The following is a 21,213-nucleotide window of genomic DNA, read 5'->3' as shown; positions in this document are numbered from 1 at the left end:
TGGGCTTTTGAGCCCTTTTTCGAGCGCTAGGCCGGGGTCACGGTCGCATCCTCGATGTGAAAGCGTTTGGCCGCACCGCCCAGCGGCCCGAAGACCGAATCGTCGGTGCCGGTCATCCAGGCCTGGGCGCCCAGCGCCAGGATCTCGTCGAACAGCGCCTCGCGTCGCTGCGGGTCCAGATGGGCGGCCACCTCGTCCAGAAGCAGCAGCGGGGCGGCCCCGCGCTCCGCCGCCAGAAGGCGGGCGTTGGCCAGCATGATGGCGATCAGCAGCGCCTTCTGCTCTCCGGTGGAGCAGAGCGCCGCCGGCATGTCCTTCTGGGCGTGGCGCACCGCGAGGTCGCTCTTGTGCGGTCCCAGCGTGGCGCCGCCGCCGTCCGAATCGGCCCGCCGGCTGTCGCGCAGCGAGCGGCGCAGCGCGTCCTCGGCGGCCAGAGCGGGGCCGTCGTCGAGCCAGCGCTCCACCGTGCCCTGCACCGTCAGGTCGGCGCCGGGGAAGGGGCCGACGGCCCGCCCGCAGGCGGCGCGCAGCCGCTGCACAACCTCGCGGCGGGCGGCGGCCACGGCGACTCCGGTGGTCGCCATCTGGTCCTCCAGCCCGCTCAGCCAGCCCTCGTCGCCGTTCCAGCCGCGATGCCCCTCGCGCAGCAGGCGGGCGCGCTCGCGCAGGGCGTGCTCGTAACGGCTGAGCCGTCCGGCGTGGGCGGGGTCGAAGCCGAAGACGAGACGGTCGAGGAAGCGGCGGCGCCCGCTGGAGCCTTCGAGGAACAGCCGGTCCATCTGCGGGGTCAGCCAGACGACGGCGACATGCTCGGCCAGAACCGTCTGGCCCTTGGCGGGGTGGCCGTCCACCCGGACGACGCGGCGGTCGCGCTCGGCGCCCGACGCCGTTGGGGCGCCGATCTCGCGGCCCGTGCCGATGTCCACCGGGCCGGTGGGGGTATCCAGCACGGCGGCGACGGCCCAGCCGGCGCCTGCGCCGGAGCCGATCCGCTCCACCTCCGACAGCTTGGCGCCGCGCAGGCCGCGGCCGGGGGCGAGGAAGCTGACGGCTTCGAGCAGGTTGGTCTTGCCGGCGCCATTCGGCCCGGTCAGCACCACCGGGCGGTGGTCGGGCTCCAGGCGTACGCTGTCATAGCCGCGGAAGCGGGTCAGGGTCAGGCGCGTCACCGCCAAAGCGGCCGGAGTGTCCATCACGGGGACGGGATAGGGCGAAGTCTGTCTGGCGTCGAGCAAAGTGTCCGATCCGGGATGCGGGGACCGGGCCGCCGCACCCCGTCAAACACGGGGTCCGGAGCGCACCGGCCCGAAAAGCGCCGATCCGTCCGGACCGGTCACACACGCATCGGCATCAACACGTAAAGGGCCGTGGGGTCGGCGACGTCGCGCACGATGGTCGGCGAGGCGGCGTCGGCCAGCGAGAAGCGCGCGCCCTCGCCCTCGATCTGCTGCGTGATATCAAGCAGATAGCGAGAGTTGAAGCCGATTTCCAGGGGGCCTTCCTGGTAATTGACCTCCAGCTCCTCGGTGGCGCTGCCGGCTTCGGGGCTGGTGGCGGAGAGGGTCAGCGTGCCGCGGGTCAGCGACAGCTTCACCGCCCGGCTCTTCTCGGTGGAGATGGTGGCGACGCGGTCCACGGCGGCGGCGAACAGCTTGGCGTCCACCTCCATCGTCTTGTCGTTGCCGACCGGGATCACCCGCTCGTAGTCCGGGAAGGTGCCGTCGATCAGCTTGGAGGTGACGACCACCGAATCGAAGGCGAAGCGGATTTTGTTGTCCGACAGCGACAGCTCGATGCGGTCGGCGGCCTCGTCGATCAGCTTGCGGATCTCGTTCACGGTCTTGCGCGGAACGATGACGCCGGGGATGCCGGCGGCCCCCTCCGGCAGCGGCATCTCGACCCGCGCCAGACGGTGGCCGTCGGTCGCCACGGCGCGCAGCACCGGCAGCTCGGACCCGCCGGCCTTGGCCTTGGCGGCGTGCAGATAGATGCCGTTGAGGTAGTAGCGCGTCTCTTCGGTCGAGATGGCGAAGCGGGTGCGGTCGACCAGCGCCCGCAGATCGCCCGCCGTCAGGTCGAAGCGGTGCGGCAGGTCGCCGCCGGACAGCTGCGGGAAATCGTCGATCGGCAGGCAGGACAGCTTGAACTGCGACCGGCCCGCGCGCAGCGTCAGGATCGTGCCGTCGCCGCCGATGTCCAGCTCCACCTGGCTGCCGTCGGGCAGCTTTCGCACGATGTCGTACAGCGTGTGGGCCGGGGCGGTGGTGCCGCCCGCGCGGGTCACCGTGGCCGGGACCGTTTCGACGATCTCCAGATCCATGTCGGTGGCGGCCAGCGACAGCTCGCCGTCGCTCGCCCGCAGCAGCACGTTGGACAGAATGGGGATGGTGTTCCTGCGCTCAACCACGCTCTGCACATGACCAAGGGACCGGAGAAGGGCGGCGCGTTCGATGATGATGTTCATGCTGGTCGTCGTCTCGGCAGGTCGTGTTTTTTGCGATTCGCAGGTGTACCTATGCCGGTCCGGCCACAGTCCAGCGGGCCGGAACGGGGGCGCATGATACCACAACGTCGGTTTTGCCGAACCAAATTCGTTCGGCGCGGTCGGGCGGTCGCCGGAAACGCTGATTCCAGCCCATCCGGAGGCCCGTGACGCCCCCGCGGGGGGCCGCCGTAGGGGGAATGCGGCCGGGGCGGGAGGGCGCGCGATTCGCGCCGCCGCGACTCTAGCGCCCGCCTTCCGCCGCGAATTGCGCGTCCAGCCCGGCGCGGTAATCCGGGTAGGTCAGCTCCACGCCGAGCTGGCGCTTGATGCGGTCGTTCTTCACACGCCGGCAGTCGGCGTAGAAGCTGGCGGCCATCGGCGACAGCCCGGCCTCCGCGAAGGGAACCAGCGGCGGTGGCTCCACCCCCAACAGGCCGCAGGCGTAGCTCACCACCTCGTGGGAGGGGGAGGGCAGGTCGTCGGCGACGTTGTAGACCGCGCCCAGCGTCGGCTTGTCCATCGAGGCGCGGAGCGTCGCCGCGATGTCCTCGACATGGATGCGGCTGAACACCTGTCCGGGCTTGTCCACCCGCCGGGCGGTGCCGTCGCGCACGTTGTCCAGCGCGCTGCGCCCCGGCCCGTAGATGCCGGCCAGCCGGAAGAGATGCAGCGGCACGCCGTACTGCCGGTACAGGTTCAGCCAGCCGCGCTCCGCCTCGACGCGGCGCTTCTGCCGCTCGCCGGTCGGGCGCAGCCACGCCGCCTCGCCCACCCAGTCGCCCTTGGTGTCGCCGTAGACTCCGGTGGTGGAGAGGTAGCCGGCCCAGTCGAGCGTCCGCAGGTCCGCCAGATCCATGGCGTGCTGGTCCAGCACCGGGTCGCCCCGCTCGTCGGGCGGGACGCTGACCAGCAGATGGGTGGTGCCGGCGAGTGCGGCGCGGGCGTCCTCCAGCGGGCGGCCCCGGTCGAACAGGAACGCCTCGATGCCCTGCGCCTCCAGGGCGGCGCGCTTGTCCTCGCCGCGGCAGGTGGCGGCGATCCGCCAGCCTTCGGCCTTCAGCCGGTCGGCGAACACGCGGGCGGTGAAGCCCAGGCCGAAGACGAACAGACGGGGTGAAGCCATGTCTTGCGGGGTCCTTGCGTCGGAAGCGGCAATGGCGGAGTGTAAGGCCGCCATGAACCGACGCAACGCTTACCTCATCACGGCCGCGCTGGCGCTCTTCTCCGTCAGCCCCGCCTTGGCCGCTCCCGCCGTCGATCACAACCGGGAGTTCCAGGCCTGCCTGACGCTCGCCGAAAAGCGCCCGGCCGAAGCGCTGGAGAGCGCGCAGACCTGGCTGAACCGCGGCGGCGGCGACCATGCCCGGCTGTGCCAGGCGCTGGCGCTGTTCCACAAGGGTGACTTCACAACCGCCGGGGCGCGGCTGGAGGAGCTGGCCCCGGTGCTGGGCAAGGACGACCCGAAGGCCGGGGCCTCGATCCTCGGGCGGGCCGGCTGGGCGTGGCTGCGCGCCGGTGACAATGTGCGGGCGGAGCGGGCCTACAGCCGCGCCCTGGCGCTCCAGCCGGACGATGTGGACCTGCTGATCGACCGCGCCATCGCGCGGGCCGAGACGGAGCGCTTCTGGGACGCCGTGGCCGACCTGGACGCGGCGCTGAAGAGGGACCCGCGGCGGCCCGAGGCCTATCTCTACCGCGCCGCCGCGCACAAGGCGCTGGCCAACGACCGGCAGGCCGTCGCCGACATCGACCGCGCGCTGGAGCTGCGCCCCGGCGACCCCGACGCCCTGCTGCTGCGCGCCAACATCAAGGCGCAGGCCGGCAATCTGCCGGGCGCGCGGGAGGATTGGAGCCAGATCGTCCGCAACGCGCCGAACAGCGCGGCGGCGAAGACCGCGCAGGCCAACCTCGACCGCTCCGCCAGGGCGCCGGCTCCCGCACCGGTTGCAAAAGGCGACGCGAAGGGCGCTCCCGCTCCCGCAAAGCCCTAGTCGCCATGGGGTCGTTGCGCTAATTTCACAAGGCTCCTGCGACATTTGGCCGGCTGGACGAATGCGAACGCTTCGCAGGATCATCCGCGGCGAAGAGGGGCGGACACGGACGCGCCCCCCACCTCCCGGTGCGATCAGGTGCAGCCATGAGCGGTCATCCCACCCCCGAAACGGGCCAGTCCCCCGGTGGACGGCATTTGGGCGAGTTGAAGAAGGGCGAGCGCGCCCGCGTGACCGGCGTCGATGAGCGGGGGGTCGTCACCACCCTTCCCGAAGGGGAGCTGGAGCGGCGCATGATCGAGATGGGGCTGGTCGAGGGCTCCCACGTCGAGGTCCTGCACGAAGCCTTTCCGGGCCGCGACCCGATCGCCATCCGCGTGAACGAGCACACGCTGGCGCTCCGCCGCGCCGAGGCGCGCGCCGTGCTGGTGGCGCCGGCCACCTGACGCCCGCCGCCCGCCGCGCGCCGCCGCCACCCTCCGTCAAAGCGACCTCCTGCAAGGACATCCGGCCATGTCGGTCCTGGACTCCGCCCTGCCGCCGCGCATCGCGCTGGTCGGCAACCCGAACTGCGGCAAGACCGCCCTGTTCAACGCGCTCACCGGGTCCCGCCAGAAGGTGGCGAACTATCCGGGCGTCACCGTGGAACGGAAGATCGGGCATTTCGTCAGCCCGCTCGGCCGCCGCGTGCAGGTGATCGACCTGCCGGGCACCTACAGCCTGCGCGCCCGCTCCCCCGACGAGGAGGTGACCCGCGACGTCGTGCTGGGCCGCTTCTCGCACGAGGACAGCCCCGACCTGCTGGTCTGCGTCGCCGACGCCACCAACCTGCGCCTGAACCTGCGGCTGGTGATCGAGCTGAAGCGGCTGGGCCGCCCGATCATCCTGGCGCTGAACATGATGGACGCGGCGGAGAAGCGCGGCTGCCGCATCGACGCGGCGGCCCTGTCCGCAGCACTCGGCGTGCCGGTGGTGCCGACCGTCGCCATCCGCCGCGGCGGCGTCCAGCCGCTACTGGAGCAGATCGACGGCGCCATGGCCATGGCAGTGGATGCGGCGGAAACCCCGCCCCCCTGCGGCTGGAGCGAGCCCTCCTCGCGCGACCTGCGGGCCTATCACCAGGAGGTCGAAGGGCTTCTGGCCGGCTGCGTGGCCGACGCCGGCCTGCCGCCAGTGGCGACCCGGCGGGTGGACGCCGTGCTGCTGCACCCGGTGTTCGGGCTGGCCTTCCTGTTCCTCGTGCTGTTCTTGATGTTCCAGGCGGTGTTCGCCTGGGCCGAGGCGCCGATGAACCTGATCGACGGCGCGGTCAGCGGGCTGAAGGATTGGGTGACCGCGACCCTGCCGGACGGCGCGCTGCGCAGCCTGCTGACCGACGGGATCATCGCCGGGGTGGGCAGCGTGGTCATCTTCCTGCCGCAGATCCTCGTGCTGTTCTTCTTCATCCTGGTGCTGGAGGCGACCGGTTATCTCGCCCGCGCCGCCTTCCTGCTGGACCGGCTGATGGGCGGGGTGGGGCTGCACGGGCGGGCCTTCATCCCGCTGCTGTCCAGCTTCGCCTGCGCAGTGCCCGGCGTCATGGCGGCGCGCACCATCGAGAACCGGGCCGACCGGCTGGCGACCATCATGATCGCCCCGCTGATGACCTGCTCCGCCCGGCTGCCGGTCTACACGCTGCTGATCGCGGCCTTCGTGCCGGACCGTCCGCTGCTGGGCGGTCTGGTCGGGCTGCCGGGGCTGGTGATGTTCGCGCTCTACGCCGCGGGCATCCTGTCGGCGCTGGCCGTCGCCTTCGTGCTGAAGGGCACGGTGTTCAAGGGCGCGCGCGAGCCGTTGCTGATGGAGCTTCCGGCCTACCGCCTGCCCAACCCGCGCGACATCGCGCTGGGCCTGTTCGAGCGGGCCAAGGTCTTCCTGGCGCGGGCCGGGACGACGATCTTCGCGCTGATGATCGTCATGTGGTTCCTGGCGAGCTTCCCCGCCGCGCCGGAGGGGGCGACCGAGCCGGCCATCCAGTATTCCATCGCCGGCATGATCGGCCACGCGCTGGAACCGCTGCTGGCGCCCATCGGCTTCACCTGGCAGATCGCCGTGGCGCTGGTGCCGGGCATCGCGGCGCGCGAGGTGGCGGTCGGCGTGCTGGGCACCATCTACGCGCTGAGCGACAGCGGCGACGCGCTCCAGACGTCGCTGGCCGGCGCGCTGGCCGCCTCCTGGAGCCTGCCGACCGCCCTGTCGTTGCTCGCCTGGTACGTCTTCGCCCCGCAATGCGTCGCCACCCTGTCGGTGGTGAAGCGGGAGACCAACGGCTGGTTCTGGCCGGCGGTGATGTTCGTCTACATGATCACGCTGGCCTATGGGGCGAGCTTCATCACCTACCGCGTCGCGTCTGCGCTGCTGTAAGGGGAGGGCATAGCCATGTGGCAGAATCTGCTGGTTGCGGTGGTTGTGGCGGTGGCCGCGGCGTGGACGGTGTGGCGCGTGATCCTTCCGGCCGGGCTGCGCGCCCGCCTGCTGGGCCGCGCCGTGCCGAAGGGGCCTGGCTGCGGCGGCGGGTGCACGGGCTGCGGCCCCTCCGGCGGCGGTTCGGGCTGTCACTGAGCGGAAGCGCCTACAGGGCCGGGACCCGTGCGGCGCCCCTCTTGACCGCGTACATGGCCTGATCGGCGTGGACGATGAGCTGCTGGGAATCGCGCCCGTCCTGCGGGTAGACGGCAACGCCGATCGACAGGGCGAGCGGCAGCCGCAGCCCGTCGATCAGGATGGGCTCCTCCAGCGCCGCCCGGCACTTGTCGGCGACCGTTTCCGCCCCGGCGCGGGTGACCTCCACCTCCAGGATGATGGCGAACTCGTCGCCGCCGATGCGGGCGATCAGGTCGGATCGGCGCAGCAGGCCGGACAGGCGGCGCGCCACCACGCGCAGGACCTCGTCGCCGCGGCTGTGGCCGTGGGTGTCGTTGATCGGCTTGAAACCGTCCAGATCGATGTAGAGCAAGGCGAACAGCATGCCGCCGCGCTCCGCCCGGTCGATGGCCTGTTGCAGCCGCTGGAGGAACATGGCGCGGTTGGGCAGGCCGGTGAGCGCGTCGTGATGGGCCATATGGGCCATCCGCGCCTCGCTCGCCCGCAGGGCGGCCTCCTGCTCCCGCAGCTTGCCCAGCAGATAGTTGAAGCCCTGCGCCAGCTCTCCGACCTCGTCCATGCGGTGGACCGGCAGGGGCGACAGCTCGACATGCCCGTCGGCCATCTGGTGCATCCGCCGCGCCGCCTCGGTCAGCGGGCGGAAGAAACGGCGCATGCCGAAGAACAGCACGGTCACGGCGAAGGCGGCGATCATCAGGCTGTTGGTGGCGATGAAGGTCTGCAGGTCCCGCACCCCTTCGAACGCCTCCGCCGTGGGCAGCCGGGCGACCAGGAACCAGCCTGCCGTCGGGACCGCCGCGATGGCAGACAACTCCTCCACTCCCGCCGCGTTGACGGTGATGCCGGTGCCGCGGTAGCCGGCCATGGCCCGGTCGTGCAGCGGGTTCACCCCCTCCGGCGGGGTCGCGGCCAGGATCATGCCGTGATCGCTGGCCGACACGAACAGCTTGTCGCGGGGGGAGACCAGCAGGAAGCCGCCGCTGCGCCCGATGCGGTTTCCCTGCACCAGATTGAGGAAGCCGGGAGACGACAGGGCGGTGGCGCCGGCCAGGACCGCGACCGGGGTTCCGGCCGCGTCGGTGACCGCCGTCGCCATGACCACCATCGGCTCATCATCGATGGCGGAGCGGGCGGGCCTCCCGATCACCGGTTCGCGGGTGTCCAGCGCCGACCGGAACCAGTCGCGATCCGAAACGTCGAAATCGGGCGATCGGTGCCGTTCCGGGTAATCGGCGAAGACTCCGTGCCCGTCCGGCCGGACGACCATCAGCCCGCGCGAGAACAGGGGCGCGATCTCGTGATGCGTCTTCAGCCAATCCCGCAGGGCTGCGGGATCGTCGAGGCTCGCCAATGGCAGGCTTCCGGCGGCCCGGCGCAGGAGGTCGAGCCGGGCCTTGATCTTCTCGTCGATGTCGTGGGCAACGTAGGACGCGGTCGATTGCTGTTGGGACGAGGTCAGGTTGTCGATCTTGTTCTCCAAGAAGGAGGACAGGACCCAGATGCGCGCGCAGGCGCCGACAAAGACCAAGACTAGTCCAAACAGCATAAGACGTACGATGATGCTGCGGCTCTGTCGGCGCAGTTCATCGGCCACGGCGACAAGCATCCGCAAGCTCTGCTCCTCCAAGAAGCCGTTTGCTTATTTCACAGATGGATAGGCTTCGTGCCCACCGCTGTCCGAAGATAAACGATGCAGGGCCGGTCCGGAAGACGCAAAGGGAGCTAAATCTCCATCAAAAGCACCGGAACTGATTGAAAAAACGAAATATTTCCACCGCTGGGCGAACAGCGGCGGTGCCGGTTCGCGTGTCTTCCCGTTCTCTTCCCCCCTTGCCGCGATCCAGCGGCGCCGTCCTCCACCGGCTTGCCATACGCACGGGCGGCCCACCGATACCTCCGTATAGTTTCCAGGCCGGGCCGCTTTCGGCACTGTTGTGACGCCGACGTCGTCCCGCGTTGCCCATGGAAAGGCCGGTGTCCGCCTTCCCCCGCGCCGCGGAACTTTCGAGCGCCCAAAAAAATGGAGGGGGTTTTGAGCACGATCTCGACCAAGGACGGCACCCGCATCTTCTACAAGGACTGGGGCAGCGGACAGCCGGTGGTCTTCTCGCACGGTTGGCCGCTCAGCGCCGACGCCTGGGACGGGCAGATGCTGTTCTTCGGCCAGCAGGGCTACCGGGTCATCGCCCACGACCGACGCAGCCATGGCCGGTCCGACCAGACCTGGGCCGGCAACCACATGGACCAGTATGCCGACGATCTGGCCGAGCTGCTCGACGCGCTGGACGTGCGCGACGCGGTGATGATCGGCCATTCGACCGGCGGCGGCGAGGTCGCCCGCTACATCGGGCGCCACGGCACCGGGCGAGTCGCCAAGGCCGTGCTGGTCGGGGCGGTGCCGCCGATCATGCTGAAGACCGCGGCCAACCCCGGCGGCCTGCCGATGGACGTCTTCGACGGCATCCGCAAGGGCACCTACGACGACCGGTCGCAGTTCTTCCTCGACCTGACCATGCCCTTCTACGGCTTCAACCGTGACGGGGCGAAGGTGTCGGAGGGGCTGCGGCAATCCTTCTGGCTGCAGGGCATGATGGCCGGGATCAAGGGCGCCTACGACTGCATCCAGCAATTCTCGGAAACCGACTTCACCGAGGATCTGAAGAAGATGGCGCTCCCGACGCTGTTCATCCACGGCGACGACGACCAGATCGTGCCCATCGACGCGGCGGCGCGCCGCGCCGTGGAGATCGCGCCGCAGGCGACGCTGACGGTCTACGAGGGGGCGCCGCATGGCCTGACCGCCACCCACCAGGACCGCTTCAACGCCGACGTGCAGGCCTTTATCAAGGGGTCGTAAGCAAGGACCGGTCAGGCGTCGCCGGCAGGGGTCACCTTGTCGGCGATGCGCACCAGATCGGGCAGGGACCGCGCCTGCATCTTGCGCATCACGCTGGCACGGTGGACCTTCACGGTGATCTCGCTGAGCTGCAACTCGGCGGCGATCTGCTTGTTGAGCTGCCCGGCGGCGACGAGCCGCATCACCTCCCGCTCGCGCGGGGTCAGGCTGCGGAAGCGTTCCTGAAGATCGGACAGGGCGTCGACGGCGCGGCGGCGGTCGCGGTCGCGCTCGATGCCGGTGTGGACGGCGTCGATCAGGTCCTGATCGCGGAAGGGCTTGGCCAGGAACTCGACGGCGCCGGCCTTCATCGCCGTCACCGACATGGGAATGTCGCCGTGGCCGGTGATGAAGACGACCGGCAGATGGATGCCCGCCCCGGTCAGCTCGCGCTGGAACTCCAGCCCGCTTTGGCCGGGCAGCCGCACGTCCAGCACCAGGCAGCCCGGCGCGTCGGGCCAGCGGTGCTGAAGGAAGTCCTGCGCCGAGGCGAAGGGCAGGGCGGTCAGCCCGACGGAGCGCAGCAGGCTGACCAGCGATTCCCGGATCGACGGATCGTCGTCGATGATGGCGACGAAGGGCGTTTCCATGGCGGTGGCGGGCCGGTCGGAGACGGTTCGGTCGGTCATCGCGTCCGCTCCAGGGCGGCGCCGGCCTCCGGCCGCTCCGGCTCGTCGTCGGCGGGCAGGGTGAAGCGGAAGACGGCGCCGTGGGGCTGGTTGGCGGCCATCCACAGCCGACCGCCATGGGCCTCCACGATCGACTGGCAGATGGTCAGCCCCATGCCGATTCCATGCTCCTTGGTGGTGAAGAAGGGTTCGAACAGCCGCTCCTTTTGGGTCGCCTGCAACCCGGTGCCGGTATCCTCCACCGACACGAGGACGTCGGCGAGGCCGCGGCGGCGCGAGCGGATGCTCAGCACGCGCGGACGGTCGGCGACCGCGCCCATCGCGTCGTCGGCGTTGGCGATCAGGTTCAGGAGCACCTGTTCGAGTTGCACCGGGCTGCCGTTGACCGGCGGCAGGCTCTGCTGCAGGTCGGTGCGGACGGCGATCCGGTTCAGGCGGCGCTCGCCCTCGGTGCGGTCCAGCGCGCTCCGGATCACGCCGTTGATGTCCAGCCGGCGGCGCTGGGGCGGCGCCTTGCGGAAGGAATCGCGGATGCAGGCGATCACCCGCGCGGCGCGGTGGCCGTCGTCGGAGATCCGCTTCAGCGCCGCCCGCACCTCCACCAGATTGGGCGACGGGCGGTCGAGCCAGCGGAGCCCGGCGCCCGCGTTGGTGACCATGCTCGCCAGCGGCTGGTTGACCTCGTGCGCGATGGAGGCGGAGAGCGCCTCCAGGCTGGCCAGCCGCGCGTCGCGCACCCGCCGTTCCGCCGCCACCGAGCGGACCAGCCGCCCGTAAAGCGTCGTCATCTCCGCCAGCAGGATCAGCAGGACGACGCTGGAGGCGGCCAGCCCGAACAGCCGCCCCGACCACCAGCCGGCGCTGAAGCGCCCGCCGCTGATGAAGCTCAGCAGGCAGGTCTCGATGGCCCAGGCGGCCAGGACGACCATCAGCCAGAGGTCCAGGACGGAGCGCCGTTGCCGCCACAGGACGGCCAGTGCGGCGGCGCAGAGCGCCAACGCCGTCACCGGCACGACCCGCCACAACGGCGTTTCCCGCATGGTGTCGACCATCAGCTGGGGAAGAACGGCGTCGTTGGCCAGCGCGAAGGCCGTCAGGCCCCCGGCCAGCGCCGCCGCCAGCGCCACGCCGCCCGCGATGGCGGGGAGGGCCGGGCGGTGGGCCTCGCGCGGCCCGGCCTCCACGGCCTTCAGCAGCGCGTAGGCCAGGATGAACAGCGGCAGCCCGATGCGGCGCCCGGCGGCCACGATGGCCGTGCTCTGCAGGCCGGCGCCGAGCAGCCCGGTCGGCGCGAAGACTCCGGGGAAGGTCAGCGCCCAGGGAACGATCAGCAGCGCCGTGACCAGATAGCCGGCGGCCAGGGCCAGCAGGGCCGGCGAGCGTTGCGTGGCGTAGAGCGCGAACAGCAGGACGGCGGTCATCAGCTCGGTCAACAGGACCGCGGTGGCGTAGGCGGGCAGCAGAACCGCCGTGCCGTCCAGCGTCAGGCGGGCGAAGGGGGTCGCGATCGCAAGGGCGACCAGAAGCCCCGCCACCGTGCCGATGGCCAGCCGCGTCTGCCCTGCCCCCGGGGGCAGGGTCGCCAGAAGAAACCGCTGGTCTCCGGGGACATCCCTCGTGCGCATCACCGTCGCTCGCCTGGCCGTCGGGTCACGTCTTTCCTCAACCCTGTCCCTTTGCCCTGTCCCTTTACCCTGACCGGCACCGGCGGCGAGCGGCGCCTTGGCCTGATATACCAAGGTATAGGGCCGGCAAACGCAAGTTCAATGTCGCCGTCCTCCGTCCCTGGCCGATGCTTCGACGCACCGCCGGGCCACGGGCTTCGCCCATAGGCCCCGTCTGGAGCACCGGCGCCAAGAACAAAGGGATAGAGACATGACCATCACCGCCACCGCGACTCCCGGCAAGCTGCTCGTATCGCCGAAGGACCACGCGCTGATCATGATCGATCATCAGTCGCAGATGGCCTTCGCGACCCATTCGATCGACGCCACGACGCTGCGCACCAACACCGCGCTGGTCGCCCACGCCGCCGCCGGCTTCGGCGTCTCGACGATCCTGACCACGGTCGCGGAGAAGAGCTTCTCCGGCCCGATCTTCTCCGAGATCAGGGAAGCCTTCCCGGAGGCGGAGGTCACCGACCGCACCTCCATGAACACCTGGGAGGACGCCAACGTCATCAAGCGGGTGAATGGCCTGGGCAAGACCCGGCTGGTCTTCTGCGGCCTGTGGACCTCGGTCTGCATCGTCGGCCCGACCCTGTCGGCGCTGGACCAGGGCTTCGAGGTCTACGTCATCGCCGACGCCTGCGGCGACGTCTCGGTCGAGGCGCACCAGCGCGCCATGGACCGCATGGTCCAGGCCGGCGTCCGCCCGATGACCTCGCTCCAGTACATGCTGGAACTGCAGCGCGACTGGGCGCGCACCGAGACCTACGAGATGACCACCGGCATCGCCAAGAAGTACGGCGGCGCCTATGGCCTGGGCATCATCTACGCCAAGACGATGTTCGGCGCGTCGGAAGGCGGCCACAGCGCCGCCGCCTGATCGCGGCCCTTGCTTTGCGGCGCCTGACGCCCTGCGCCGCGGCGGACCGGTCCCGACCCTTCCCGGAGCCGGTCCGCCTCTTTCCGCCCTTCCGGACGAAGAACAGGCACGCCATGATGCCCTATCTGCTTTCCCTCGGCGCCGGCATCCTGGTCGGCGTCCTCTACGCGTTGCTCGGTGTCCGCTCCCCGGCGCCGCCCACCATCGCCCTGATCGGCCTGCTCGGCATGCTGGTCGGCGAGCAGGCGGTGCCGGTGGTCAAGCGGCTGATCGCCGGGCAGCCGGTCCTCGCCTTCATCCAGAACGACTGCGCCCGTCACATCCTGGGGCCGCAGGCCGGCAGCGCCGCCGCTCCCGATGCCGCGAACCCGCCGGTCCCGGCCGCGGACGCACCCCCGCGGGGCCGGGCATGACCGGCCGTACCGGTATCGGCCGCACCGGCATCGGTCGTCGCGGCGCCATCGCCGGAAGCGCCGCCGCCACCCTGCTCGCCTCACCCCTGTTCACCCGCCTTGGGAATGCCGCCATGCCGTCTTCCGACCTTCTGATCGTCAACGCCCGCGTCACGACGCTCGACCGCGCCAACCCGCAGGCCGACGCCGTGGCGATCCGCGACGGGCGCTTCCTCGCCGTGGGGCGGGAGGCCGAGGTGCGCGCCGCATCATCTCCCGACGCCACGGTGATCGACGCCAAGGGACGCCGCCTGATCCCCGGCCTGATCGACAGCCACATCCACGTCATCCGCGGCGGCCTGAACTACAACATGGAGCTGCGCTGGGACGGCGTGCCGACGCTGGCCGACGCCATGGCGATGCTGCGCGCCCAGGTGGCCCGCACCCCCGCCCCGCAGTGGGTCCGCGTCGTCGGCGGCTTCACCGAGCACCAGTTCGCCGAGAAGCGCCTGCCGACGCTGGAGGAACTCAACGCCGCCGCCCCCGACACGCCGGTCTTCATCCTGCACCTCTACGACCGCGCGCTGCTGAACGGGGCGGCGCTGCGGGCGGTGGGCTACGGCAAGGACACGCCCAACCCGCCGGGCGGCGAGATCCAGCGCGATGCCGCGGGCAACCCGACCGGCCTGCTGCTCGCCCTGCCCAACGCGATGATCCTGTACTCCACCCTCGCCAAGGGGCCGAAGCTGCCGGAGGAGTATCAGGTCAACTCCACCCGCCACTTCATGCGGGAGCTGAACGGTCTGGGCGTGACCAGCGTGATCGACGCCGGCGGCGGCTTCCAGAACTACCCCGACGACTACGCGATCATTGAGAAGTTGCACGCCGACGGCGAGATGACGCTGCGCATCGCCTACAACCTGTTCACCCAGAAGCCGAAGGAGGAGTTGCAGGACTTCGCCAACTGGTCGGACAAGGTCAAGCCGGGCGACGGCGACGACCGCTACCGCCTGAACGGGGCGGGGGAGATGCTGGTCTATTCGGCTGCCGACTTCGAGGACTTCCGGGTCGCCCGGCCCGAGATGCCGCCCAACATGGAGACGGACCTGGAGCCGGTGGTGCGCCTGCTGGCCGAGCGGCGCTGGCCGTGGCGGCTGCACGCCACCTACGACGAGACCATCGGCCGGGCGCTCGACGTCTTCGAGAAGGTCAACCGCGACATCCCGCTGCAGGGGCTGAACTGGTTCTTCGACCACGCCGAGACGATCAGCGAGCGCAACATCGACCGCATCGCCGCGCTTGGCGGCGGCATCGCCGTGCAGCACCGCATGGCCTATCAGGGCGAGTATTTCGTGGAGCGCTACGGCGCCAAGGCCGCCGAGGCCACGCCGCCCATCGCCAGGATGATGGCCGCCGGGGTGCCGGTGGGCGCCGGGACGGACGCCACCCGCGTGGCGAGCTACAACCCCTGGGTCTCGCTATCCTGGCTGGTCACCGGCAAGACGGTGGGCGGGCTGTCGCTCTACCCGATGGCCAACCGTCTGGACCGCGAGACGGCGCTGCGCCTGTGGACGGAGGCCAACACCTGGTTCTCCAACGAGCAGGGCAAGAAGGGCCGGATCGAGGCCGGGCAACTCGCCGACGCGGCGCTGCTCAGCGACGACTACATGGCCGTGCCGGAGGACCGCATCCCCCACATCCGCTCCGTCCTGACCCTGCTGGGTGGTGCCGTGGTGCATGGCGAGGGCGATTACGACACGCTCGCCCCGCCGCTGCCCAAGCCGATGCCCGACTGGTCGCCGGTCGCCACGGTCGGCGGCTATTACCGCGATCCCAAGACGGTGCAGCGGCAGGCGGCGGAGTGCGGCTGCCACTCCGGCTGCGCCGTGCACGGCCACGACCACGCGGCGGCGCTGGGCGCCGACGTGCCCTCGGCGGACGCGCGCAGCTTCTGGGGCGTGTTCGGCTGCGGCTGCTGGGCGGTGTGAGGGGGAGCGGGACGATGGCCGACACCCTTTGCACGCGCAAGGACGCCGCCGGTGCGCCGGTCGCCGCGCTGCTCGACTGGCCGGGGACCGCCTGGCTCGCCCGCCTCGCGCTGGCGGCGCCCTTCCTGGTCAGCGGGCTGGTCAAGCTGACGGACTTCAACGGTGCGGTGGCCGAGGCGGCGGGGCTGGGTCTCGGCCTGCCGGTCCTCGTCGCGGCGGCGGTGATCGTCACCCAGCTCGGCGGGTCGGCGCTGTTTTTGACACGGCGCTGGTGCTGGCTCGGCGCCGGGCTGCTCGCCGGCTTCACGGTGGTCGCCACGCTGCTCGCCCACGCCTTCTGGACTTATGAGGGGCCGGACCGCGCCCGCCAGACCGCCACATTCCTGGAGCATCTGGCCATCGTCGGCGGCTTCGCGGCGGCGGCGGTGCTCACCCACCGCAACGCCCACCGCCGGGGAGGGTCCGCATGACCGCCGAAACCGTTCCCTCCCCTGGAACCAAGCCGGCCGGGGCCTTCGCGCCGCTGCGCAACCGGCTGTTCGCCGTGCTGTGGGTGGCGGCCGTGCTGGGCAACGTCGGCACCTTCATGCGCGACGTGGCGAGCGCGTGGCTGGTGCTTGACCTGTCGGGATCGCCGTCCACCGTCGCGCTGATCCAGGCAGCGGGCTCGCTGCCGATCTTCCTGCTGGCGATCCCGGCGGGCGTGCTGTCGGACATCATGGATCGGCGGCGGATGCTGATCGTCATCCAGTGCCTGCTCGCCTGCGTCAGCGCCGCGCTGATGGTCCAGGCGTGGCTGGGCGTCGCCAGCGTGGCCTCCATCGCCGGGCTGACCTTCCTCGGCGGGGTCGGGGCGGCGCTGATGGCGCCGGTCTGGCAATCCATCGTGCCGGAGCTGGTGCCGCGCGGCGAGCTGAAGGGCGCGGTGGCGCTGAACAGCCTGGGCATCAACATCGCCCGCGCCATCGGCCCGGCGGCGGGCGGCGCGATCCTGGCCGCCGCCGGGGCCGCCGCCACCTACGCGGTGGATGTGAGTTCCTACATCATCGTCATCGCCGCCCTGCTGTGGTGGCGGCGCACCCCCGACGCCCGCGACGATCTGTCGGAGCAGTTCGGCGGCGCGTTGCGCGCCGGGCTGCGCTACGCCCGCGCCAGCAAGGAGTTGCACCGCGTCTTCCTGCGCGCCGGCCTGTTCTTCGCCTGCGCCAGTGCCCTCTGGGCCTTGCTGCCCATCGTCGCCGGGCCGATGCTGGGTGGCGGGCCGGGCTTCTACGGCCTGCTGCTCGGCGCCGTGGGGGCGGGTGCGATCGGCGGGGCGACCGTCCTGCCGCGCCTGCGCGAGCGTCTGGGCGCGGATGGCCTGATGCTGGCGGCGGCGCTGGTCACCGCCGTCGTGATGGGCATTCTGGCCCTGGCCCCGCCGCGCTGGCTGGCGCTGCCGGTCCTGCTGGGCGCCGGGGCGGCCTGGATCGCCGTGCTGACGACGCTGAGCGCCACGACCCAGGCGATCCTGCCTAATTGGGTACGCGGGCGTGGTCTGGCGCTGTACCTGACGGTGTTCAATGGCGCACTGACGGCGGGCAGCCTTGGCTGGGGGGCTCTGGCCGAAGGGATCGGCGTGCCCGCCACCCTGTGGGTCAGCGCCGCCGGGCTGCTGGCCGTGGCGGTGCTGTCCCGCGCGGTGCCGCTGCCGGAGGGCGAGGCCGACCTCACCCCCTCCAACCACTGGCCGGAGCCGTTGACCGCCGAGCCGGTGCGCAACGACCGCGGCCCGGTGCTGATCACCATCGAGTACCGGGTGGCCGCCGCCGACCAGCACGCCTTCCACGCCGCGCTGCGCCGCCTGTCGGAGGCGCGGCGGCGGGACGGCGCCTACGCCTGGGGCGTCAGCCAGGATTCCGGCGATCCGGAACGGGTGCTGGAGTGGTTCTTCGTGGAGTCCTGGGCGGAGCACCAGCGCCAGCACCGCCGGGTGTCCAACGCCGACGCGGACGTGCAGAGGGAGGCGCTGGCCTTCCACCGCGGCGACGGTCCGCCGCGGGTGTCGCATTTCCTGGCGCTGGAGCACGGCTCGGGAAAGGCGTCGTGAGGCGATGGCGCGGGGCGCTGGTCGCGGCTCTGCTGCTCCAGTCCGCCCCGGCCCCTGCGGAAACTCCTGTGGAGACGCCGCCCCCACCCCTGACCAACAGCCGCTACGACGAGGACTACCGCTACCTCCTCGACCCCGCGGCGGGCAGCGGCGCCTTCTGGGAGCGGTTCAAGGCGATCCCGCTCACCCCCGGCGGCACGGTCTCCCTGTCCACCGGGCTGGAGGCGCGGCTGCGCGGCGAGGCGGTGCGCAACAGCGGCTGGGGACAGGATGAGCCCAGGAGCGACGCCTACGGCCTGTGGCGGCTGTTGCCTTACGCCGACCTGCGCGTCGGCCCGGCCCTGCGCGTCTTCGGTCAGCTGATCATGGCCGACACGGCGGGCAAGCTCGGGCCGGAGGGGGCGCCGGACGTCGACCGAGCCGACCTGCTGCAGGGTTTCGCCGACCTGTCCGTCCCGCTGGGGAGCGCGCAGGGCACGCTGCGGGCGGGGCGCCAGATGCTCGCCTACGGGTCGGAGCGGCTGATCAGCCTGCGCTACGGTGCCAACGTGCCCCGCGCCTTCGACGCGGTGACGGGCATCGTGCAATCCGGTCCCTGGCGGGTGGACGGCTTCCTCGGCCGCCCGGTCCGCGCCGCGCCCGACCTGTTCGACGACCGGCGCGACGGCGGGCGCTCCGCCTGGGGGCTGTACGCCACGCGCGGCGCCGGTGCGGGCTGGGGCACGGGGCTGGACGCCTACTACATCGGCTACGGCAACCGGGCGGCGTCCTTCGAGGGCGGGCAGGGGCGGGAGGAGCGGCACACGCTGGGCACCCGCCTGTTCGGAAAGGCCGACGGCTGGGACTGGAACTGGGAGGCCATGCTCCAGACCGGGCGCATTGATGGCGACACCATCGCCGCATGGTCGGTCGCCAGCGACACTGGTCACCGCTGGGAGAGCGTCCCGCTGCGCCCGCGGCTCGGGCTCAAGGCCAACATCGCCAGCGGCGACCGCGATCCCGGCGACGGGCGGCTGGGCACATTCAACCCTCTGTTCCCCCGCGCGAAGTACTTCGGGGAGCTGACCCCGGTCGGGCCGCTGAACCTGATGAACCTGCATCCCTCCGTGGATCTGGCGCTGTCGGACGAATTCAGCCTGTCCGCCTCGGCCATCGCCTATTGGCGGACGAGCCTGGGGGACGGCGTCTACGACCTGTCCGGGACCCTGCTCCGCGACGGCGCCGGTTCGCGGTCGCGTTACATCGGCACGCAGGGGGAGCTTGTGCTGTCCTACGCCGCCGGGCGCACGGTCGAGGGGCTGCTGTCCTACTCGCTGTTCCGGCCCGGCTCCTTCCTTCAGGACACCGGCCCCGCGAAGACGATCCACTTCGTCGGGGTGGAGGCGGTGTTCAAATTCTGATCCTTCCGGGTGACCGCTCCCCCCACATCCGACGAATCGATGGATCGGGCCGTCCGGGCCAGCCTGCCGGGCTTACGGTAACTTACGCCGGTTACCTCTCAGGCATGCGGAACGTCCGTGCAAGCGTGCCGTTCCACTGACCCGAACCGGACGACCTGAACCGGACATCGGCCCACGACGGCCCACGAGCGGGTCCAAGAACAGACGGAGACGATCCATGAAACGCCCCATGAGCCACCGTACCCAGGCCGTCCTCGCGGTGTTCCTGACCGGTGCGGTTCTGGCCGGTTGCTCACCGGCCTCCGAAACCGCGGGGCCGTCCGCCGCCATGGCGCCGGCGAGCGTGGAGTCCACGCCGCGGCTGTCCATGGTCGAGAACGTCCGCTCCGCCGCCAAGGTCCGCGGTATCGACAAGGCGGCCCGGACGGTGATCCTGCAATTCCCGGACGGGCGGGAGGAGGCTGTGACCGCCGGAAGCGAGGTGCGGAACTTCGACCGCATCAAGGTGGGCGACACCGTGCAGATCGAGTACTCCCGCCTGACCAACATCGTCACTCAGCCGCCGGGCGGCGGGCCCGGCGCCATCCAAAGGAGCAGCACGGACCGCGCCGCGGTCGGCGAGATGCCGCGCGCGTCGGCGGTCACCACCACCCAGGTGACGGAGGTCGTCGAGGCCATCGACCTCGGCCGGCGGACGGTCACGCTGCGCGGGCCGCAGGGACGCACGCGCACGGTTCCGGTGCCGCCGGAGGTGCAGGGGCTGGAGACGGTGAAGCCCGGCGACGAGGTGGTGATCAGCCGGACGGAGGCTGCCACGGTCACCGTGATGCGATGAGGGGGACGAAGGAGAAGGCCACCGATGAGGGAAGGTGGCGCGAGTGACGGGACTTGAACCCGCGGCCTCCGGCGTGACAGGCCGGCGCTCTAACCAACTGAGCTACACCCGCAATATGGCTCCGGATGCTGGACTCGAACCAGCGACACGCGGATTAACAGTCCGCTGCTCTACCGACTGAGCTAATCCGGAACGGAGGCCGGCTTATAAGCCCCTTTCCGGAGGCTGGCAAGGGGAAAACGACCCGCCGGCGGGATTTTCTACCCAGCACCCGCGGTGGCGATGCAGGGCCGTGACAATGGGGCCGAAATGTGGCGAAGGCCTCGCGCATCGGTTGACAGGGGGCGCGGCTTTCGCTTCCTTCCGGCCCCGGTTCCCGTCCCTGTCCCCTGCCGCTGGTCCCCGTTCCCCATGTCCAAGGTCGTTCCCTTCGCCCAGGCGCGCGAAGCCCTCCTCGCCCGCCTCACCGAACAGCTTCCCCCCTCCACCGAGTGGGCCGGGCGGCTGATGCTGATGCCGGACGGCAACCGGGTGGAGCCGATGCCCGCGACCGACGCGGTCGAGGTGCTGCGCGCCTTCCGCGCCGGGCTGGGCGAGGCCATCGGCGCCGCCCCCTGCTCGGTCGGCGGCATGTGGGTGTCGCGGGAGGACTGTCTGGACTGGGACGGGCTGCTGGCCCCGCTGGCGGTGGCCGCCGGCTATGTGGTGGCCGGGGCGACCGGCGGCGCCGGCCTGTCGGTGGAGCTGTTCCGCTGCAAGACGGCGCTGGCCGGCTGGGGCGTGCGCGGATTGCGCGGAGAGCCGGCGGTGGCCCGCTCCGCCGGCTACGCCGTGGTGATGGTCAGCCGCCGTCCGGACGATCAGGAGATCGTCCTGGACCGCGTCATGGACACCTTCGGCTTCGTCATGCGCAGCCAGGGCGAGCCGGTGGTGGAAACCGGCGACCTGAACGCCCGGCTGGCCCGCCGGGCCTGCCCGCTGCGGCGGTAACCGGGCGGTTACCGGTTCGGCGCGTTGGCCTGGACGATGCGGGCGACGGTCTGCAGACGTTGCACGTCGCGCACTTCCAGAACGATGCCCAGGTTCAGCGCGGCGAGCGTGTCGGCCAGGGACCGCATGCTGTCCCGCACCCGCTCCAGCGCGTCGGGGCCATGGTCCGATTCGCTGCCGAGGGAACTGACGAAGGCACTGATTTCCAACTGCATTTACGCCCGGCTCCGCCTGTGTGATGGGTGCTGTCCCTCAAGGCGTTACTCCGATCCACGCACTCGCGTCCATGACGCTTGCGCCATAGGCCGCTGGGCGAATCCCCTCGTCC

The 21,213-nt window shown here is 71.1% G+C and carries 20 protein-coding genes and 2 tRNA genes; 13 read left to right on the top strand and 9 right to left on the bottom strand.

What is annotated here, in order from left to right:
• Positions 1–26: 26 nt before the first annotated feature.
• From recF to JJL56_RS19015, 3 genes are all read right to left on the bottom strand, one after another.
• Positions 27–1,193: a DNA replication/repair protein RecF gene (recF, locus tag JJL56_RS19025; protein ID WP_200486001.1), complete on the bottom strand. Its 1,167-nt coding sequence runs from the start codon at positions 1,191–1,193 to the stop codon at positions 27–29.
• A 140-nt stretch (positions 1,194–1,333) separates the two neighbouring features.
• The gene (gene dnaN / locus JJL56_RS19020; RefSeq protein WP_145627058.1) at positions 1,334–2,464 is read right to left on the bottom strand and encodes a DNA polymerase III subunit beta; all 1,131 of its coding nucleotides are present in this window, start codon (positions 2,462–2,464) and stop codon (positions 1,334–1,336) included.
• 262 nt (positions 2,465–2,726) lie between these two features.
• Positions 2,727–3,608 carry an SDR family oxidoreductase gene (locus JJL56_RS19015; protein WP_145627060.1) on the bottom strand — a complete coding sequence of 294 codons (882 nt, stop codon included), beginning with the start codon at positions 3,606–3,608 and terminating at the stop codon, positions 2,727–2,729.
• 52 nt (positions 3,609–3,660) lie between these two features.
• On the opposite strand from JJL56_RS19015, the gene JJL56_RS19010 reads away from it, so the two are divergent.
• The 4 genes from JJL56_RS19010 to JJL56_RS18995 all read left to right on the top strand — a co-directional run bounded on the left by JJL56_RS19010 (position 3,661) and on the right by JJL56_RS18995 (position 7,077).
• The gene (locus tag JJL56_RS19010) at positions 3,661–4,476 is read left to right on the top strand and encodes a tetratricopeptide repeat protein (RefSeq protein WP_247891147.1); all 816 of its coding nucleotides are present in this window, start codon (positions 3,661–3,663) and stop codon (positions 4,474–4,476) included.
• A 146-nt stretch (positions 4,477–4,622) separates the two neighbouring features.
• Positions 4,623–4,922, top strand: a complete 300-nt coding sequence (locus JJL56_RS19005) for a FeoA family protein (protein ID WP_200485937.1) — start codon at positions 4,623–4,625, stop codon at positions 4,920–4,922.
• Between the two features lie 67 nt (positions 4,923–4,989).
• Positions 4,990–6,879 (top strand): ferrous iron transporter B, encoded by a 1,890-nt coding sequence (gene feoB / locus JJL56_RS19000; protein ID WP_200485936.1) that lies wholly within the window; start codon positions 4,990–4,992, stop codon positions 6,877–6,879.
• Between the two features lie 15 nt (positions 6,880–6,894).
• Positions 6,895–7,077, top strand: coding sequence for a hypothetical protein (locus JJL56_RS18995; protein ID WP_145627067.1), 183 nt, complete (start codon positions 6,895–6,897; stop codon positions 7,075–7,077).
• A gap of 10 nt (positions 7,078–7,087) precedes the next feature.
• On the opposite strand, the gene JJL56_RS18990 is transcribed toward JJL56_RS18995, so the two are convergent.
• A complete protein-coding gene (locus JJL56_RS18990) occupies positions 7,088–8,725 on the bottom strand; it encodes a bifunctional diguanylate cyclase/phosphodiesterase (protein WP_200485935.1) in 1,638 nt (545 codons plus the stop codon).
• Between the two features lie 426 nt (positions 8,726–9,151).
• Between JJL56_RS18990 and JJL56_RS18985 the strand changes: the two genes are divergently transcribed.
• Positions 9,152–9,976, top strand: a complete 825-nt coding sequence (locus tag JJL56_RS18985) for an alpha/beta fold hydrolase (protein ID WP_200485934.1) — start codon at positions 9,152–9,154, stop codon at positions 9,974–9,976.
• A gap of 11 nt (positions 9,977–9,987) precedes the next feature.
• On the opposite strand, the gene JJL56_RS18980 is transcribed toward JJL56_RS18985, so the two are convergent.
• Positions 9,988–10,644, bottom strand: a complete 657-nt coding sequence (locus JJL56_RS18980) for a response regulator transcription factor (RefSeq protein ID WP_145627070.1) — start codon at positions 10,642–10,644, stop codon at positions 9,988–9,990.
• Positions 10,641–12,269, bottom strand: a complete 1,629-nt coding sequence (locus tag JJL56_RS18975) for an MASE4 domain-containing protein (protein ID WP_200485933.1) — start codon at positions 12,267–12,269, stop codon at positions 10,641–10,643. The genes JJL56_RS18980 and JJL56_RS18975 overlap by 4 nt, the downstream gene beginning before the upstream one ends.
• 250 nt (positions 12,270–12,519) lie before the next feature.
• Between JJL56_RS18975 and JJL56_RS18970 the strand changes: the two genes are divergently transcribed.
• From JJL56_RS18970 to JJL56_RS18940, 7 genes are all read left to right on the top strand, one after another.
• Entirely contained in the window at positions 12,520–13,191 is a 672-nt protein-coding gene (locus JJL56_RS18970) for a hydrolase (protein WP_145627073.1), read from the top strand.
• A 113-nt stretch (positions 13,192–13,304) separates the two neighbouring features.
• Positions 13,305–13,604, top strand: a complete 300-nt coding sequence (locus JJL56_RS18965) for a XapX domain-containing protein (protein ID WP_145627074.1) — start codon at positions 13,305–13,307, stop codon at positions 13,602–13,604.
• Entirely contained in the window at positions 13,601–15,571 is a 1,971-nt protein-coding gene (locus tag JJL56_RS18960; protein ID WP_200485932.1) for an amidohydrolase, read from the top strand. Before JJL56_RS18965 ends, JJL56_RS18960 begins: the two co-directional genes overlap by 4 nt.
• A 14-nt stretch (positions 15,572–15,585) precedes the next feature.
• Positions 15,586–16,041 carry a DoxX family protein gene (locus JJL56_RS18955; protein WP_186452986.1) on the top strand — a complete coding sequence of 152 codons (456 nt, stop codon included), beginning with the start codon at positions 15,586–15,588 and terminating at the stop codon, positions 16,039–16,041.
• The gene (locus tag JJL56_RS18950; RefSeq protein ID WP_145627077.1) at positions 16,038–17,660 is read left to right on the top strand and encodes an MFS transporter; all 1,623 of its coding nucleotides are present in this window, start codon (positions 16,038–16,040) and stop codon (positions 17,658–17,660) included. The genes JJL56_RS18955 and JJL56_RS18950 overlap by 4 nt, the downstream gene beginning before the upstream one ends.
• Positions 17,657–19,060, top strand: coding sequence for an alginate export family protein (locus tag JJL56_RS18945; RefSeq protein WP_200485931.1), 1,404 nt, complete (start codon positions 17,657–17,659; stop codon positions 19,058–19,060). Before JJL56_RS18950 ends, JJL56_RS18945 begins: the two co-directional genes overlap by 4 nt.
• Positions 19,061–19,289: 229 nt before the next feature.
• Positions 19,290–19,895, top strand: coding sequence for a hypothetical protein (locus tag JJL56_RS18940; protein WP_145627081.1), 606 nt, complete (start codon positions 19,290–19,292; stop codon positions 19,893–19,895).
• A gap of 35 nt (positions 19,896–19,930) precedes the next feature.
• Here the strand turns inward: JJL56_RS18940 and JJL56_RS18935 are convergent.
• Positions 19,931–20,007 (bottom strand) — tRNA-Asp (locus tag JJL56_RS18935).
• Between the two features lie 4 nt (positions 20,008–20,011).
• Positions 20,012–20,087, bottom strand: a tRNA-Asn gene (locus tag JJL56_RS18930).
• Between the two features lie 219 nt (positions 20,088–20,306).
• On the opposite strand from JJL56_RS18930, the gene JJL56_RS18925 reads away from it, so the two are divergent.
• Positions 20,307–20,885 carry a hypothetical protein gene (locus JJL56_RS18925; RefSeq protein WP_145627082.1) on the top strand — a complete coding sequence of 193 codons (579 nt, stop codon included), beginning with the start codon at positions 20,307–20,309 and terminating at the stop codon, positions 20,883–20,885.
• Positions 20,886–20,893: 8 nt separating this feature from the next.
• On the opposite strand, the gene JJL56_RS18920 is transcribed toward JJL56_RS18925, so the two are convergent.
• Positions 20,894–21,100, bottom strand: a complete 207-nt coding sequence (locus tag JJL56_RS18920; RefSeq protein ID WP_109070395.1) for a hypothetical protein — start codon at positions 21,098–21,100, stop codon at positions 20,894–20,896.
• Positions 21,101–21,213 lie beyond the last annotated feature (113 nt).

Origin of the sequence: Azospirillum aestuarii, from assembly GCF_016632405.1 — a bacterium.
Taxonomy (GTDB): domain Bacteria; phylum Pseudomonadota; class Alphaproteobacteria; order Azospirillales; family Azospirillaceae; genus Azospirillum; species Azospirillum aestuarii.
Note: the sequence above shows the minus strand (reverse complement) of the source record. Positions and strands in the feature narration are given on the sequence as shown.

Coding starts and splice junctions, on each gene's coding strand:
- recF (WP_200486001.1), bottom strand. CDS start 1,193: ATGGACACTCCGGCCGCTTTGGCGGTGACGCGCCTGACCCTGACCCGC.
- dnaN (WP_145627058.1), bottom strand. CDS start 2,464: ATGAACATCATCATCGAACGCGCCGCCCTTCTCCGGTCCCTTGGTCAT.
- JJL56_RS19015 (WP_145627060.1), bottom strand. CDS start 3,608: ATGGCTTCACCCCGTCTGTTCGTCTTCGGCCTGGGCTTCACCGCCCGC.
- JJL56_RS19010 (WP_247891147.1), top strand. CDS start 3,661: ATGAACCGACGCAACGCTTACCTCATCACGGCCGCGCTGGCGCTCTTC.
- JJL56_RS19005 (WP_200485937.1), top strand. CDS start 4,623: ATGAGCGGTCATCCCACCCCCGAAACGGGCCAGTCCCCCGGTGGACGG.
- feoB (WP_200485936.1), top strand. CDS start 4,990: ATGTCGGTCCTGGACTCCGCCCTGCCGCCGCGCATCGCGCTGGTCGGC.
- JJL56_RS18995 (WP_145627067.1), top strand. CDS start 6,895: ATGTGGCAGAATCTGCTGGTTGCGGTGGTTGTGGCGGTGGCCGCGGCG.
- JJL56_RS18990 (WP_200485935.1), bottom strand. CDS start 8,725: ATGCTTGTCGCCGTGGCCGATGAACTGCGCCGACAGAGCCGCAGCATC.
- JJL56_RS18980 (WP_145627070.1), bottom strand. CDS start 10,644: ATGACCGACCGAACCGTCTCCGACCGGCCCGCCACCGCCATGGAAACG.
- JJL56_RS18975 (WP_200485933.1), bottom strand. CDS start 12,269: ATGCGCACGAGGGATGTCCCCGGAGACCAGCGGTTTCTTCTGGCGACC.
- JJL56_RS18970 (WP_145627073.1), top strand. CDS start 12,520: ATGACCATCACCGCCACCGCGACTCCCGGCAAGCTGCTCGTATCGCCG.
- JJL56_RS18965 (WP_145627074.1), top strand. CDS start 13,305: ATGATGCCCTATCTGCTTTCCCTCGGCGCCGGCATCCTGGTCGGCGTC.
- JJL56_RS18960 (WP_200485932.1), top strand. CDS start 13,601: ATGACCGGCCGTACCGGTATCGGCCGCACCGGCATCGGTCGTCGCGGC.
- JJL56_RS18955 (WP_186452986.1), top strand. CDS start 15,586: ATGGCCGACACCCTTTGCACGCGCAAGGACGCCGCCGGTGCGCCGGTC.
- JJL56_RS18950 (WP_145627077.1), top strand. CDS start 16,038: ATGACCGCCGAAACCGTTCCCTCCCCTGGAACCAAGCCGGCCGGGGCC.
- JJL56_RS18940 (WP_145627081.1), top strand. CDS start 19,290: ATGAGCCACCGTACCCAGGCCGTCCTCGCGGTGTTCCTGACCGGTGCG.
- JJL56_RS18925 (WP_145627082.1), top strand. CDS start 20,307: ATGTCCAAGGTCGTTCCCTTCGCCCAGGCGCGCGAAGCCCTCCTCGCC.
- JJL56_RS18920 (WP_109070395.1), bottom strand. CDS start 21,100: ATGCAGTTGGAAATCAGTGCCTTCGTCAGTTCCCTCGGCAGCGAATCG.